The sequence below is a fragment of the Streptomyces rimosus subsp. rimosus genome (assembly GCF_000720725.1).
Lineage (GTDB): Bacteria > Actinomycetota > Actinomycetes > Streptomycetales > Streptomycetaceae > Streptomyces > Streptomyces rimosus_A.
Genome location: NZ_JOCQ01000011.1, coordinates 98,436 through 112,942 on the forward strand (window position 1 = coordinate 98,436; position 14,507 = coordinate 112,942).

Genomic DNA, 14,507 nt, shown 5'->3' on the forward strand with positions numbered 1-14,507 from the left:
CCGCCCGGGGCGCGGTCCGGTGCCGGTTCACACGCGCTTGAGCACGTGCAGGATGTACTCGTCCCGGTTGAGCGGGTTGGGCCCCTCGGGCCGCGGCCGTACGGGCGGCTGTCCGGCGGCCGGCCGGTAGCCCCGGTGCTCGGCCAGGAACACGCCCTCGCCCTGGGTCAGTCCGGGAACCCGCTGGTTGAAGTCGTGCACGAGGCTGGTCGGCATTGTGCCCTCCAGCCGGAAGACGTCCCCTTCGGCCGTCGGCACACCGGGAGTCGCCCCCAGCTCCGCGAGCTTCGCCAGCACCGGGCTGAGCCGGGTGGCGGGCACCTCCAGCTCGAAGGAGCTGACCGGCTCGTGCACCTCGGTCCCGGCCTGGCGCAGCGCGTCCATCAGAACCAGCGGCGTGGCCTTGCGGAAGTCGTCGGCCGCGCTGACCGGACTGGCGAAGCCGGTACGGGTCAGGGTGACGGCGCAGTCGGTGACCTGCCAGCCGTACAGACCGTGCCGCAGCGTGGTGTGCACCGTCTCCTCAATGGCCTTGTGGAAAGCCAGCGGGAGCGAGCCCAGTTCCACCGCCAGGCGGAACGTGATGCCCGCGCCCGGCTCGGCCGGTCCTACGTGCAGACCCACGGTCGCCCAGAAGTAGTTGTGCGTCCGTGTGTCCAGCTCGATCAGCGCCTCGCCCGTCCCCACCGGCTTCTCGATGCAGACCGTACGGGTCGGGTCGAAGCGGACCCGTACGTCGAAGGACTCCGCGAGCGTGCTGCCGAGGATCTCCTTCTGCACCTCCCCGTAGAGGCGCACCACCGCGCCGGCCGCGTTCTCCTCGTCCTGCCGCAGGTCGATCGAGGGGTCCTGCTCGTCCAGCATGCGCAGCGCGGCGTGCAGCCGCCCGGCCTCCGCCGGACGCTCCGGCCTGATCACGGTCTCCAGGCTGGGCGGGGCGAAGAAGTTCCGCGGCGGCGGGCCGTCGAGGTGTCCGGCCCGGTCACCGACCCGTACGTCCTTCAGGCCCCACGCCTGCGCGATGTCCCCGGCGGTCGCCCGGGTCTCGCTGGTGGCCGATCCGTGTTCGAAGACCCGCAGCGCGGTGATCCGCCCGGCGTGCTCGGTGACCCGGCCGGTGTGGTCGACGCGGTGCAGTGTCACCGCGTCGCGGGTGCCCAGCGTGCCGGAGACCAGCCGCAGGTACGCGACGGCCTCCCCGCGCGATCCGCGGTCCACCTTGAACACGGTGGCCCGCAGCGGCGTGTCCTGCGCTTCGTGCACGGACGGCAGCAACTCCCGGATACCGCGCACCAGGTGGTCCAGGCCCTCGCCGGTCAGCGCGGACCCGAAGAACACCGGGTGCGCCAGACCGCGCGCGGTCTGCGCGGCCAGTTCCTCCGCGTACTCCTTCTCGGTCAGTACGCGTTCCTCGTCCAGGTAGGCGGTGAGGAAGGCGTCGTCGTGGTCGGCGAGCAGCTCACCGACCCGGACGGCGAACTCCGGGTCGGTGTCCGGTCCGAGCGCGGTCGCGCGGGCCCGCGGCGTGCCGGCGTCCGCCACGGCGGACAGTGCCACCGCGGTCGGGGTGAGCCGGTCGCGGATGTCCCGCAGTACGCCGTCGGGGCGCGCGCCACCCCGGTCGATCTTGTTGACGAAGACCAGCGTGGGGATGTCCAGCCGGCGCAGGGTCCGCATCAGGATGCGGGTCTGCGGCTGGACGCCCTCGACGGCCGAGACGACCAGGACGGCGCCGTCGAGCACCCCGAGCGCCCGCTCGACCTCGGAGATGAAGTCGGAGTGCCCCGGGGTGTCGATGAGGTTGACCTTGAGATCGTCCAGGACGAACGTGGCCACGGCGGAGCGGATGGTGATGCCGCGCTGCCGCTCCAGCTCCATCGAGTCGGTCGTCGTGGTGCCGGCGTCCACGCTGCCGATCTCGTCGATCACTCCGGTGCGGTGCAGCAGGCGCTCGGTGAGACTGGTCTTGCCGGCGTCAACGTGGGCCAGGATGCCCAGATTCAGCTTGTTCATGGAGGGGGTTCGGATTCCTCTGCGTCGTGATGCGGACCTTTCCTGCCGGATTCGTGGTCGCCTGCCGCATCGTTCCGCCCTCTCTGACGTCGCTCGGATCCGCCCGACGGGGACACCCCCACAGGCATGATCACGGTAGCAAGGGCCGTCGCGGAGGGTCAGGGCTTGACGGCGACTATCAGCCAGTCGCCGAGGAGGTTGTCGATCCGCTCCGCCTGCCGTACCCGGAAGCCGGCCTCCTCGATCTCCGCGCGGTACTCGTCGACGCTGCTGGACGAGCTGTCGCCGCGGATCAGACCGTGGTTGAGCCGTTGCAGCACGTCGTGCACCGTCGTGGTGGCCGGATCCGTCATCAGGTCGTAGACCACCAGCGCCCCGCCGGAGGGCAGCGCCTCGCGGATGCGCGCGAGGAGCTTGCGCCGCTGCGGTACGGGCCAGTCGGGCAGGACGTGCCCGGTCACCACGGCGTCCGCGGACGGCAGCGGATCGGTCAGGAAGTCGCCGCCGTGGAAGCGGACACGGCCTTCCAGACCGCGCTCACGGATCAGCTCGTCGGCCAGCGGCGCCAGCCCGGGCAGGTCGAACACGGCGCCTTGCAGGTGCGGATGGGCCAGCGCCACCCGCGTCGCCAGGTTGCCCCGGGCGCCGCCGATGTCGACGAAGGACTTGTACCCGCTCCAGTCGACGCGGCGCGCCAGCTCCTCGGCCGTGAAGGAACTGAAGGTGTCGAAGTGCGCCATGACCTGACGGGCGCGGTCCGGGTCCTCGTAGTGCTTGGGGTACGCCTCGGGCCCGTGCGCCTCGGCGCCGGAGCCCGCCTCGCCCTCCTGGAGCGCCGTCGTCAGCCCGGCCCATACGTGGTAGTGCTTGCGGGCGTGCTGGAGGACGGTGCCGCCCAGGAATTCGGAGGCGCCGGAGACCAGGAACGCCTGTGCCGCGGGGGAGTTGCGGTAGCGGTCGCCGTCCGCCTCCAGCAACTCCAGCGCGACGAGCGCGTCGAGGAATTCCTTGGCCAGCGGGTGGACGATCCGCAGCTTGTCCTTCACCTCCCCGACGGTCGCGGGTCCATCGGCGAGCAGGTCGAACAGGCCCAGCTCCACGGCGCTGTGCAGGGCCTTCGCCTGGTGGTACGCGGTGGTCAGGTGCAGCAGCGACCGGGCCTGGGCCACGGGTGCGAGCGGTGCGGTGGTCATGGGTCTCCTTGGCCGGTAAGGGGGCGGGGGCGGAAAGCCGCGGGCAGGGTGTTCTCACACGGCGGGCGGCCCGAACCAGGTGCGCAGGGCGTCGGTGAGCCCGTCCGCACCCGGCTCCGGGGCCGCGGTCCAGCAGATGTAGCCGTCGGGCCGTACGAGCAGCGCGGCCAGCCCTTCGACCGCGGAGCCCGGCTCCGCGACGCCCTCGGCCGCGACCAGGTCCACCCGGTCCTTCCACGCCGCCACCTCGTCGGCGAGCGGCTGGTCGGAGCCGAGGGTCAGCAGGACGCCGCGCGCCGTGTGGAAGTACGTGCTCAGCCGGCGCGTACCGTCCTCCGTGACGAGCGGCAGGTCCGGCACGCGGCGCCCCAGCAGCGGGTGTTCGCCCGGCATGGGGTAGCGCACGTCCAGCGCCGAGATGAGGCCCGCCAGGTAGCGGTTGGTCTCCGGGACGTGCAGCAGCTCGATCATCAGCTCCCGCAGCCCTTCGAAGCGCGGGTCCGGGTCGATCAGCACCGCCTGCGCGCGGGTGTTGCGCAGCACGCCCGCGGCGATCGGGCGGCGCTCGGCCTCGTAGGTGTCCAGCAGCTCCGGCGGAGCCGTGCCCGCGATCGTCGCGCCCAGCTTCCAGCCGAGGTTCACCGCGTCCTGGAAGCCCAGGTTGAGGCCCTGGCCGCCGGCGGGCAGGTGGATGTGGCAGGCGTCGCCGGCCAGCAGGACCCGGCCGTCGCGGTACCGCTCGGCCTGGCGCGAGGTGTCGGTGAGCCGGGAGAGCCAGCGCACGTCGTGCATCCCGAAGTCGCTGCCGGCCACCTCGGTGAGCGCGGCCCGCACGTCCTCCTCGGTGACCGGCGCCCGGCGGTCGGCGTAGGGCCGGTCGAAGAAGGCGACGGTGGCCCGGTAGATGTCCGGTTCCAGCGGGAAGGCGGCGAACCAGGCACGCAGGTCGTGCCGCATGACGCCGTAGGGCCGCATCGGGCCCATGCCCTCCCCGTGCGGCAGCTCCTCGCGGAACCGCGCGTCCGCGATCACCGCGAACATGTGCGGGTCCTGCCCGGGGAAGTCGATGCCGAGCAGCTTGCGTACGGTGCTGCCGCCGCCGTCGCAGCCCACCAGGTAGGAGCACTCGATCTCGTACGGCCCCTCGGGCCCGCTGACGGAGACGGTCACCCCGTCGGCGTCCTGCGTCAGCGATGTCAGCGCGTGCCCGCGGCGCAGCTCGGCGCCCAGTTCCAGGGCCCGCCCGGTCAGCAGTTCCTCGGTGCGCACCTGGGGGACGAACAGCGCGTACGGGTGCCGCGTGTCGAACGACGAGAAGTCGAGCGGGACCCCGAGGCTGGCGAAGTTCCCGCCGCGCAGCTTCGGCGCGTCGGCCTGGAATTCCTCGCCCAGGCCGCGCATGTCCAGCAGCTCGACGGTGCGCGCGTGCACACCGAGGGCCTTGGAGAAGTCGACCGGCTCCGCCAGACGTTCCAGCACCAGGGTCCTGGCACCGGCCAGGCGGAGTTCGCAGGCGAGCATCAGGCCGGTCGGCCCGGCGCCGGCGATCACCACGTCGTACCGCATACACGCTCCTCGGATCAGTGGGTTGCCGCCGAGCATGCTGACCGCGCGCATTCAAGGCGCCGTCCAGCCGGAATCCGGAGCGGGTGGCTCGAAGTGTGCTCGAAGCAGGCTTCGTAGCGTGTCCGCGACCCTACGGAACCGAGGACGCTCTATGCCGTTCACCCAGAAGGAAATCACCTACCTGCGCGCGCAGGGCTACGGCCGGCTGGCGACGGTCGGCGCCCGCGGAGAACCCCACAACGTGCCCGTCTCCTTCGAGATCGACGAGGAGCACGGCACCATCGAGATCACCGGCCGGGACATGGGCCGCAGCCGCAAGTTCCGCAACGTGGCGAAGAACGACCGGGTCGCCTTCGTCGTGGACGACGTGCCGTGCCGCGACCCCGAAGTGGTCCGGGCCGTGGTCATCCACGGCACGGCCCAGGCGCTGCCCACCGGCGGCCGGGAACGCCGGCCGCACTGCGCCGACGAGATGATCCGCATCCACCCCCGGCGCATCGTCACCTGGGGCATCGAAGGGGACCTGTCCACCGGGGTCCACGCACGCAATGTCACGGCCGAGGACGGAGGACGGCGATGAGGGAACTGCCCGAATTCCCGTGGGACGTGCTCCTGCCGTACAAGAAGCGGGCCGCGGCCCACCCCGACGGGCTGGTCAACCTGGCCCTGGGCGAACCGGTCGACGCCACGCCCGACGTGGTGCGCGACGCCCTCGCGGCAGCGGCCGACGCGCCGGGCTACCCGCCCACGGAAGGGACGCCCGCGCTCCGCGAAGCGGCCGCCGCCTGGCTGCACCGCCGCCTGGGCGTGACGGTGGACCCTTCGGCCGTACTGCCCGCGGTCGGCACCAAGGAGCTGATCGCCTGGCTCCCGTCGATGCTGGGCACCGGCCCGGGCGACACGGTGGCCTTTCCCCGGCTGGCGTTCCCCACCTTCGACGTCAGCGCGCGCCTGGCCGGAGCAGCGGGCCGGCCGGTGGACTCGCCGCTGGAGCTCGGACGCGAGCCGGCGAAGGTGGTCTGGCTCAACTCGCCGTCCAACCCGGAGGGCCGGGTGCTGTCCGTACCGGAGCTGCGCGAGATCGTGGCCTGGGCGCGGGACCGCGGCGCCGTCCTCGTCAACGACGAGTGCTACATCGAGTACGGGTGGGACCGGCGGCCGGTGTCGCTGCTCGACCCGGCGGTGTGCGGCGACAGCCACGAAGGGCTGCTGGCGGTGCACTCGCTGTCCAAGCGGTCCAACCTCGCGGGCTACCGCGCGGGCATCTGCTCCGGCGACCCGGCCCTGATCGGCCGCCTGCTCCAGATACGCAAGCACGCCGGGCACGCCGTCCCGGCCCCCGTGCAGGCGGCCATGGTGGCCGCGCTGGAGGACGACGCCCACGTGGAACGGCAGCGGGACCGGTACGCGTACCGGCGGCGCGTCCTGCGCACGGCCCTGGAGGGAGCCGGATTCCGCGTCGAGCACTCCGAGGGCGGTCTGTTCCTGTGGGCCACCCGGGGCGAGCCGTGCTGGCCCGCCGTACAGAAGCTGGCCGATCTTGGCATCCTCGTCGCCCCCGGGGCCTTCTACGGCGAGGCCGGTGAGCAGTACGTACGGATCGCGTTCACGGCGACCGACGAACGCATCGCCGCGGCCGCCGCCCGGCTGACATGACGGCGGACACGCGGGCTGTCGTGCGGGGGCCCCGGCCGGTGGCACTGCTGCTGCCCGGCCAGGGCTCCCAGTACCGGCGGATGGCGGCGGGGCTGTACGCGGCCGAGCCGGTCTTCGCCGAGGCGGTCGACGAGGTGCTGGGCGCGATGGGAGCCGAGGGCGCCCGGATGCACGCCGACTGGCTGGCCGAGCGGCCGGACCTGCCGGTGGACCACGTACTGCGGGCCCAGCCGCTGCTGTTCGCCGTGGACTTCGCGCTCGGCCGGCTGGTGACGAGCTGGGGCATCCGCCCGGTGGCGCTGCTGGGCCACAGCATCGGCGAGATGGCGGCCGCCACGCTCGCCGGGGTGTTCTCGGTGCGCGACGCCGCCCGGGTGGTGCTCGACCGCGTGACACGGCTGACGGCGGCGCCCCCGGGCGGCATGCTCGCGGTGGCGGAATCCGCCGCCTCCCTGGAACCCTTCCTGAGCGGCGGCGTGGTGGTCGGCGCCGTCAACGCGCCGCGGCAGACCGTGCTCGGCGGGCCGGAGGACGCGCTGCGCGCCGTGGGGGAGACCCTGCGGGCCCGCGGCATCACCGCCCAGCGGGTACCGGCGCTCAGCCCGTTCCACAGCCCGGCCATCGCCCCGCACGCCAGGGGCGCCGAGGCGGTCCTCGCGGCGGTGGAACGCCGGCCGCCGCGGACCGTGGTGCACTCCTGCTATACGGCGGCACCGCTGACGGCACGCCAGGTCGCCGACCCCGCGTACTGGGCCGCGCACCCGGTGGACCAGGTGCGCTTCTGGCCCGCTCTGGACGGGCTGCTGTCGCCCGGCGGGCTGGTGGTGGTCGAGGCGGGCCCCGGCCGTACGCTGTCGAGCCTCGCCCTGCGGCACCCTTCCGTACGCCGTGGGGACTGCAAGGTCGTACCGCTGTCACCGAAACGGGCGGGCAGCCCCGACGACGATCGGGCGGCGCTGGCGGAGGCGGTGCATGCCTTGCGGGCCGAGGGGTATCGCATTCCCTGATGCGTGCGGTATGACGATCAGGTACTGGTCGGCTACCGGTCAGGTGCCACTGGCCTCTGCTCGTCTTGAGAGATGTGCGCCCGTACCCCCGGGTCGTTGGCCAGGGCCGGGGGAAGCTTGGTCTTCGTGTCGATCCGGGTTGCGAGGATCTGACTTGGCAACACTGACGCGCCTGTGAGATCGGCGCCGCTCAGGTCGGCTCCTTCCAAATCGGTCTCGCCGAGAGCCAGACCGGCCAATTTCGCCCGGTACAGATCCGCGCCGCGCAGGTCGGTGCGCCACAGGCTCGCGCCACGAAGGTCCGAGGCTCCCAGGTCCGCCCAGCGCAGTGTGGCGTAAGCCAAGTCTGCACCGCGCAGATCAGCCAGGGCCGGCGTCGCTTTGCGGAGGTCCGCCCTGCTCAGATCCGCGCCGGCCAGATTGCTACCTGTGAGCCTCGCACCCCACAGGTCCGCGCCGCTCAGGTCCGCGTTCCTCAGGTCTGCGCGGCGCAGGATCGCTCTGTACAACTGAGCCCGATTGCGCTCAGCGGCGACGGGGGAGGTGGGATCCCATCCCAGCTCGGCACCGGGAAGGTGAACGGAGCGGAGATCGGGAACGAAGGCGCCGTCATGGGCGGAGTCCCGGCTGCTGATCACGTCGAGCGCGGCGAGGACATCGGGGGGCACCTGTTTGCCGCCTTTCGGCGGGCTGGCGGCGTGCGTGCGAATGTAGGAAGCCAGCACATTGGCGATGGTGGGATGGTCACGGGGGAAGTCCTCCATGTTGCGCTGGAGGGCGTAGATGCCGCCCAGGCGCACGTCCACCGAGTCCTCGCCCAGCTGGCCCACGGCCGCGGTGTACCGCTCGGTGATCTGCCCCTCCCTGGTGGTGCTCAGTTCGTCCCGGCTGATCCGCAACTGGTTGTCCACCTGGCGGTGGGAGAACCAGAGACTCAGCACCGCGACGACGGAGGCGAGCAGCACCGAAGTCAGCTCGACCAGGCGGGCCCAGTCCAGCTCCGGGCGCCGGCGGGCGCCGTCGGCCGATGGCGGTCCGTTCCCGGCCCGGGAGACGCGCCGGACCACGCGGTGCAGTTGGTGACTCCGTCGGTTGCGCATGCTGCCATTCGACCGCTACTGCCGGCAGGTGGCGGCGGGTTCCGTGGAAGCCGTGCGGACGGGCGCCCCGGGATGCTCCCGGAGCGCCCGCTCACACGCCGTACCTACTCCTCCACCACCGCCACCGCCCGCGTCCATCCGGCCCCCGCTCCCGCGATCTTGAACGGGAAGCAGGACACCAGGAACCCGTCCGGTCCGGGCAGCGCGGCGAGGTTGTCCAGCCGCTCGATCTGGCAGTACTCCCGTTCCCGCCCCACGAAGTGGGCGGGCCACAGCACACCGCGGTCGCCGGTGCGCTGGTACTCCTTGATCATGTGTCCGAACGGCGCGTCGAGGCTGAACGCGTCGGTCCCGATGACCCGGACGCCGAAGTCGAGCAGCAGGTGGGTCGCCGCGGCGTCCAGGCCGGCGAACTCGGTGAAGTACTCCGGTTTTCCGGCCCGCCGGTCCGCGCCGGTGTGCAGCAGCACGATGTCGTACGGACGCGGGTCGCGGCCCGCCTCGTCGAGGGCCCGCCGCACCCGGGCGGCACCGATGGCGCCCACCGGCTCGTCGGTGAGGTCGAGTTTGAGGCCCGGCCGCAGAAACCAGTCCAGCGGCATCTGGTCGATGTGGCGCGGTGTGCCGTAGCGCGCGCGGGACCCGTAGTGCGACGGGGCGTCGACGTGGGTGCCGGTGTGGGTGGTCAGCCGCAGGGTGTCGAGGGACAGCAGCTCGCCGTCCGGGAGGTCGGCCGGGTCGAAGTCGATGCCGTGGTGGCGCCGCATCCCCTCGGCCATGTGCCGGCCGCCCTCGGCCGGGGTGAGGACTTCGTGTTCGACCGGGTCGACCTCCCACCGGTCGGCGTCCACGGTTGTCGAAAGATCGATGATGCGCATGTCGGTCCCTTCCGGACGCCTACCGCAGGCAGGCCCCGCCGTCCACGGTGAGCACCTGTCCGTGCAGGCCGCCGGCCTCGGGGCGGCACAGCAGCGCCACCACGTCGGCCACCTCCCCTGCGGTGGCCAGCCGGCCCGTCGGCGTACGCCGCAGCAGGCCCTCCAGCACCTGGGCGGGTACGGGGTCGGATGCGCCGCCGTCGATCTTGCCCGCGGCCACCGCGTTGACGGCGACGCCCTTCCCGGCGAGTTCCACGGCCAGGTACCGCACCAGCGTCTCCAGGGCCGCCTTGGCCATGCCCAGGCCCGCGTAACCGGGGACGACCGTCCGGGCGCCGATGCTGGAGACCGCGACGACGCGGCCCGTCTCCGGAGTCATCAGGGTGTGCAGGCGGGCCGCCCCGTACAGCAGCGGCCCCACCGCGACGGCACCGTCGCCCAGGTACTTGCCGATGTGCGGGGACGCGGTCGGAGCCGGGTGGAAGGAACCGGCGGCGTGCACCAGGACGTCCAGCCGGCCGTGGGTGCGCCGGATGTCCTCCAGCAGCCGCACCACACCGGCGGGACGGCCGATGTCCGCGCGCATCAGCCGTACCTTGCCGCCCTCCTCGGACAGCTGCCGTTCGGCCGCCAGCGCACCGTCCTCGTCGTGCGCGTAGTTGAGCAGCACCTCACTGCCCGCCGCGCTCAGTTTGCGGGCGACGGCCAGCCCGATGCCGCGGGTGCCGCCGATGACCAGTGCCACCGAACCGCTCGCCGCCGATGCGCCGTTGATCTCTGTCATACGCGTGTCCTCCTTGGACATTCGGTGGTCATACGGTCGTCACGCCCCGGTGTGTGTGCCGTCCGGCGCGGGCCGGCCGGCGGAGTCACCGGCGCCGGGCGCGGTGTCCTCCGGGAGCAGGTGCAGTGCCCCGAGCCGGGCGGCCAGGGCGGTGGTGCCGGACCGCTGTCCCTTCGCGGCCAGATAGCCGTCCGGTCTGATCAGCACCCAGCCGCCGGGCGGGACGCCGAGCGTCTTGCGCAGTGCGTCGTCGGGATCGGCGAGGGCGGGGCCGTCCTCGCCCGCGTGGGGGACGACGGTGCGTACCTGTACGGCCCGCCCGTACCGCAGCGCCAGCTCCGCGGCCTGTTCATCGGCGGCATCGGCGGCATCGGCGAACAGCAGAAGCAGCCACCGGGGATCGGTGAGCGCCTGCCGCAGCGCCCGGTGGCCGGGGTGACGTGCCGCGTCCTGTTCCGTGCACGCGACCAGGTGCCCGGGGCGTACCCCTGCGGCGCCGTCGGCCGCGCCGTACGTCAGCGGACTGTCCGCGTAGTGCAGGGCGAGGCCGGACATGCCCGCCATGATCCGGTGCTCGACGCGCCGTTTGAGCGGTCGTACCGCCTTGAGGACGGACAGTCCCACGGGCATGGCCACCGGCGCCACGGTGTTGCGCAACGCCACCAGGGCCGTGGCCGTACGCGTGGAGGAGAGCAGCTTGCCGCCCACCGGGATGCGTTCGGCGGCATAGGTGTCCAGCAGCTCTTCCCGCGCGTGGCCGCGCACCACGTCCGCCAGCTTCCACGCCAGGTTGTAGGCGTCCTGCATGCCGGTGTTCATGCCCTGGCCGGAGGCCGGGCTGTGGACGTGCGCGGCGTCGCCGGCCACGAAGCAGTGCCCGGAGCGCATGGCGGTGATCATGCGCTGCTGTACGCGGAAGACGGAGACCCAGGTCGGCTCCGAGACCGCCACCGGGCCTCCGAGACCGCGCGCCAGGGACCCGGCGAGCCTGCGCCGTACCGTCTCCGGATCGGCCCCCTGACCTGCGTATTCGGTGTCCACCGCGCGCCACTTGCCGGGGTCGGGGAACGGCACCAGCAGCACGGTCCCCGAACCGGTGTGCACCAGGTGGTTGCTGTCGCGGGACAGGCCGGCGTCCAGGACGACGTCCGCGTTGAGCCAGGTCTGTGTCGCGTCGCCGACGAGCCGCAGGCCCAGACGCTCGCGCACGGTGCTGCGGGAGCCGTCCGCACCCACCAGCCAGGGCACGGTGACCTGTTCCGAGCGGCCGTCACGGCGCAGTTCGGCGTCCACCCGGCTCCCGGCGGGCACGCAGTCCGCCAGTTCCACGCCCCACTCGATCCCGACCCCCAGCCCGGCCAGGCGCTCGCGCAGGATCTCCTCCGTACGGACCTGGTCGAGCATCAGACTGAACGGGTAGGCGGTGGGCAGCCGTCCGTAGTTGGTGTCGAAGCGGATCAGCTCCCGGCCGCGCAGGTGCACGGTGAAGTGGACGACCGGACGGCCCCGCGCCACCAGGGCGTCCGCCAGGCCCATCTGGTGGCACGCCTCCAGGGTGCGCGGATGCACGGCCAGCGCCCGGCTGGTGGTCGCCGGGCCGTCCGCCCGGTCGATCACCCGCACCCGTACGCGCCGGCGGGTCAGCTCGTGCGCCAGGGTCAGGCCGACGGGTCCGGCGCCGGCGATCAGTACCTCCGGGCCGCCCGTCTCAGGCGGCATGCGCGGTCTCCGCGAAGCGCTTGGCGAGCGCCAGGGTGGCTGCGCTGTTGCCGCCGACCGCCGCGCGCACCCGGGCCCGTGCGTCGGCTGCCGTGGCGTCCGCGCCGAGGATGCCGGAGATGGCGGCTTCGTTGATCCTGACGGTGTGCTGCGAGGTGACGCGCAGCCCGTTCCCGGTGTCCCGGATCGACCACTCGCCGGTGTGCAGGGTCATCAGCGGCGGGGTGCCGATCTGCTTGTAGACGATCCGTCGCTCGTCGGGGAAGCAGACCCGCACCGACTCCGTCGTGTGCTCCGAACCGTCGTTGGCGCGGGTGACCATGGTCATCACCTGCACGCCGGCGGACGGCTCGGTGAGGTCGAGCCGGGACACGTGCGGCAGCCGCTCGGGCCATTTCCCCGCCTCGGCGAGGAACGCGTACACCGCCTCGGCGGGGGCGTGTACCGTCTCGGAGTCCTCGAACGAGAACAGCAGCTCCGCGTCGGACCCCGGGCGCTCGGCCAGCGCCTTGATGTTCGCCAGTTCGGTACGGCTGTTGCGGTCGGTCGCGGTGGTGATCCACTCCACGTCCTCGGGGCGGTCGTCCACCGCCGCGAACGTGTGGTGGAGCGTCAGCTCGCAGTGCCCGCCCGGCCGCTCCCGCAGGACCCATTCGCCGCTCATCGCGGCCACCGGGGGCGAGCACACCTCCTGCCGGAACCGGACGCTGAGCCCGTCGGGATCCAGGGAGCGGTGCGACGTCCAGTGTTTGACCTCGCCGTTCGCGGTGGCCCAGATCCGCAACCGCTCGCTGCGGGCGTCCAGCTCCGCGCGCTCCACGTGGACGGTCGGGGTGAAGTGCCTAGGCCACTCGGCGGCGTCCCGGATCAGGGCGTACACCCGGTCGGCGGGGGCGTCGATCTCCGTGCGGTGCTCGGCGTGGTGGGATGTGGGTGCGGGCATGCGTCGTCGGTTCCTCTCGGTGTTCGGGCGGGCGGTCCCGGAGTACGGGGGCTCGGGGGTACGGGCGCGGGTGTACGGATGCGGCGGGGCGGCGGGTCGGCGGGTCAGTAAATGCCCAGCCCGCCGCAGACGTTGAGGGCCTGCGCGGTGATGGACCCGGCCTCCTCGCCCGCCAGGTGGCCGACCAGGGCGGCCACTTCCTCGGGCGTGGAGTAGCGCCCCAGCGGGATCTTGTCGTTGAAGCGGGACAGCACGTCCTCCTCGGTGGTGTCCCAGGTGGCCGCGTACGCCTGCCGTACGCGGACGGCCATCGGCGTCTCCACGTAACCCGGGCACACGGCGTTGACGGTGACCCCCGTGGGCGCCAGCTCCTTGGCCAGCGCCTTGGTGAAACCGATCAGGCCCGCCTTCGAGGCCGAGTACGGGGCGCCCAGCGGAACCCCCTGCTTGCCGCCGGTGGAGGCGATGCTGATGATCCGTCCGGCGGCGCCCGCCTGCTCCAGACCGCCGGTGGTCAGGGCCTCACGGGTGACCAGGAAGGCGCTGTTGAGGTTGGTGTCGATCACGTCGTACCAGAGCTCGTCGGGGATGCGCGCGGTCACTCCGCCGCCGCTGCGCCCCGCGTTGTTCACCAGGACGCCCAGCGGCCCGTAGCGGTCGACCGCGGAGCGCACCACCCGCTCCACCGACTCCCGGGACCGCACGTCCCCCTCGCACCCGGCCACCTCCAGCCCCTCGTCCCGCAGTTCCTTGACCACGGCGTCGACGTTCTCGCGGTTGCGGGCGCACAGGAACACCCGCAGCCCGCGGGCGGCGAGCGTCTTCACCACGGCGAGCCCGATGCCGCTGGTGCCGCCCGTCACCAGGGCGGTCCTGGGCGTGGCACTGGTAGTCATGGCCTATTCCTCCGATGTCGCGACGGTGTCGTGGTCTGCGGCGGGCGCCTTCGCGCGGCGCGCCCGGCATGCCGGAAGCGGACACAGGCTTCGCCTCGCCCGTCCCGTACGCCCCAGCCTGCAAGGGCCCGTTCGAGGCTGGACCGACCGCGGTTGGGGCCGTTTCCGTGCGGCGCGGCCGGGCGATCACGGTCCGAACACGGCTCGAAGAACGGTCGAAGACCGGCTGCCACGCTCACGCCGAGCGGCCGCCCCCAGCCCGGCCGCCGGAGAGGAGAGTCGTATGACCGCCCCGGAACAGCCGTCGGGCGTCCCCGTGGACACCGCGCTCTACCAGGAGATCCAGCACTTCTACGGACGCCAGATGCGCTGCCTGGACGAGGCGCGGGTCGAGGAGTGGGCCGGCACCTTCACCGAGGACGGCGTCTTCGAGGCCAACGCCCACCCGGAGCCGTCCGTCGGGCGGGCCGCCATCGCGGCGGGGGCCCGCAAGGCTGCCGCCCTGCTGGCCGAGCAGGGCGTCCAGCGCCGCCACTGGCTCGGCATGCTGGAGGCCGACACCTGCGCCGACGGCACCGTCCGCGCCCGTACCTACGCCCTGATCATCAGCACGCCACGCGGCGGCCAGGCCGCGGTGCACCTGAGCACCAGCTGCGACGACGTGCTCGTACGGGAAGACGGCCAACTCCGCGTGCGGCACCGCGAGGTACGCCGGGACGACATCCGGCCCGAGTAGTGCAGCCCCGACCCGC

The 14,507-nt window shown here is 72.8% G+C and carries 13 protein-coding genes; 4 read left to right on the forward strand and 9 right to left on the reverse strand.

All coding sequences use genetic code 11. The features are described 5' to 3' along the window. Window positions 1-27: 27 nt before the first annotated feature. The 3 genes from otr(A) to IH45_RS0108645 all read right to left on the reverse strand — a co-directional run bounded on the left by otr(A) (window position 28) and on the right by IH45_RS0108645 (window position 4,772). Window positions 28-2,013, reverse strand: coding sequence for a tetracycline resistance ribosomal protection protein Otr(A) (gene otr(A) / locus IH45_RS0108635; protein ID WP_030663885.1), 1,986 nt, complete (start codon window positions 2,011-2,013; stop codon window positions 28-30). A gap of 158 nt (window positions 2,014-2,171) precedes the next feature. Next, complete coding sequence (locus IH45_RS0108640) at window positions 2,172-3,206, reverse strand: methyltransferase (protein WP_050514655.1); 1,035 nt, start codon at window positions 3,204-3,206, stop codon at window positions 2,172-2,174. A 54-nt stretch (window positions 3,207-3,260) separates the two neighbouring features. After that, window positions 3,261-4,772, reverse strand: coding sequence for an FAD-dependent monooxygenase (locus IH45_RS0108645; protein ID WP_030663892.1), 1,512 nt, complete (start codon window positions 4,770-4,772; stop codon window positions 3,261-3,263). 151 nt (window positions 4,773-4,923) lie between these two features. Between IH45_RS0108645 and IH45_RS0108650 the strand changes: the two genes are divergently transcribed. The 3 genes from IH45_RS0108650 to IH45_RS0108660 are packed head-to-tail and all read left to right on the forward strand — an operon-like array spanning window position 4,924 to window position 7,435. Then, window positions 4,924-5,352, forward strand: a complete 429-nt coding sequence (locus IH45_RS0108650; RefSeq protein WP_030663895.1) for a PPOX class F420-dependent oxidoreductase — start codon at window positions 4,924-4,926, stop codon at window positions 5,350-5,352. After that, window positions 5,349-6,428, forward strand: a complete 1,080-nt coding sequence (gene oxyQ, locus IH45_RS0108655; protein ID WP_030663898.1) for a 4-dedimethylamino-4-oxo-anhydrotetracycline transaminase OxyQ — start codon at window positions 5,349-5,351, stop codon at window positions 6,426-6,428. The genes IH45_RS0108650 and oxyQ overlap by 4 nt, the downstream gene beginning before the upstream one ends. Window positions 6,429-6,466: 38 nt before the next feature. Beyond that, complete coding sequence (locus IH45_RS0108660; RefSeq protein ID WP_234440464.1) at window positions 6,467-7,435, forward strand: acyltransferase domain-containing protein; 969 nt, start codon at window positions 6,467-6,469, stop codon at window positions 7,433-7,435. A 32-nt stretch (window positions 7,436-7,467) separates the two neighbouring features. On the opposite strand, the gene IH45_RS0108665 is transcribed toward IH45_RS0108660, so the two are convergent. From IH45_RS0108665 to IH45_RS0108690, 6 genes are all read right to left on the reverse strand, one after another. Then, window positions 7,468-8,535, reverse strand: a complete 1,068-nt coding sequence (locus tag IH45_RS0108665) for a pentapeptide repeat-containing protein (protein WP_078897362.1) — start codon at window positions 8,533-8,535, stop codon at window positions 7,468-7,470. 104 nt (window positions 8,536-8,639) lie between these two features. Next, a complete protein-coding gene (locus tag IH45_RS0108670; RefSeq protein ID WP_030663908.1) occupies window positions 8,640-9,413 on the reverse strand; it encodes a cyclase family protein in 774 nt (257 codons plus the stop codon). Between the two features lie 19 nt (window positions 9,414-9,432). Next, window positions 9,433-10,197, reverse strand: coding sequence for an SDR family oxidoreductase (locus IH45_RS0108675; protein ID WP_030663911.1), 765 nt, complete (start codon window positions 10,195-10,197; stop codon window positions 9,433-9,435). A gap of 39 nt (window positions 10,198-10,236) precedes the next feature. After that, window positions 10,237-11,916: an FAD-dependent monooxygenase gene (locus tag IH45_RS0108680; RefSeq protein ID WP_030663915.1), complete on the reverse strand. Its 1,680-nt coding sequence runs from the start codon at window positions 11,914-11,916 to the stop codon at window positions 10,237-10,239. Continuing rightward, window positions 11,906-12,859 carry an aromatase/cyclase gene (locus IH45_RS0108685; protein WP_030663918.1) on the reverse strand — a complete coding sequence of 318 codons (954 nt, stop codon included), beginning with the start codon at window positions 12,857-12,859 and terminating at the stop codon, window positions 11,906-11,908. Before IH45_RS0108685 ends, IH45_RS0108680 begins: the two co-directional genes overlap by 11 nt. A 104-nt stretch (window positions 12,860-12,963) precedes the next feature. After that, a complete protein-coding gene (locus tag IH45_RS0108690; protein ID WP_030663921.1) occupies window positions 12,964-13,755 on the reverse strand; it encodes an SDR family NAD(P)-dependent oxidoreductase in 792 nt (263 codons plus the stop codon). Window positions 13,756-14,038: 283 nt separating this feature from the next. Here IH45_RS0108690 and IH45_RS0108695 point away from each other — a divergent pair, with 283 nt between their 5' ends. Continuing rightward, complete coding sequence (locus tag IH45_RS0108695) at window positions 14,039-14,491, forward strand: nuclear transport factor 2 family protein (RefSeq protein ID WP_030663923.1); 453 nt, start codon at window positions 14,039-14,041, stop codon at window positions 14,489-14,491. Window positions 14,492-14,507: the final 16 nt, after the last annotated feature.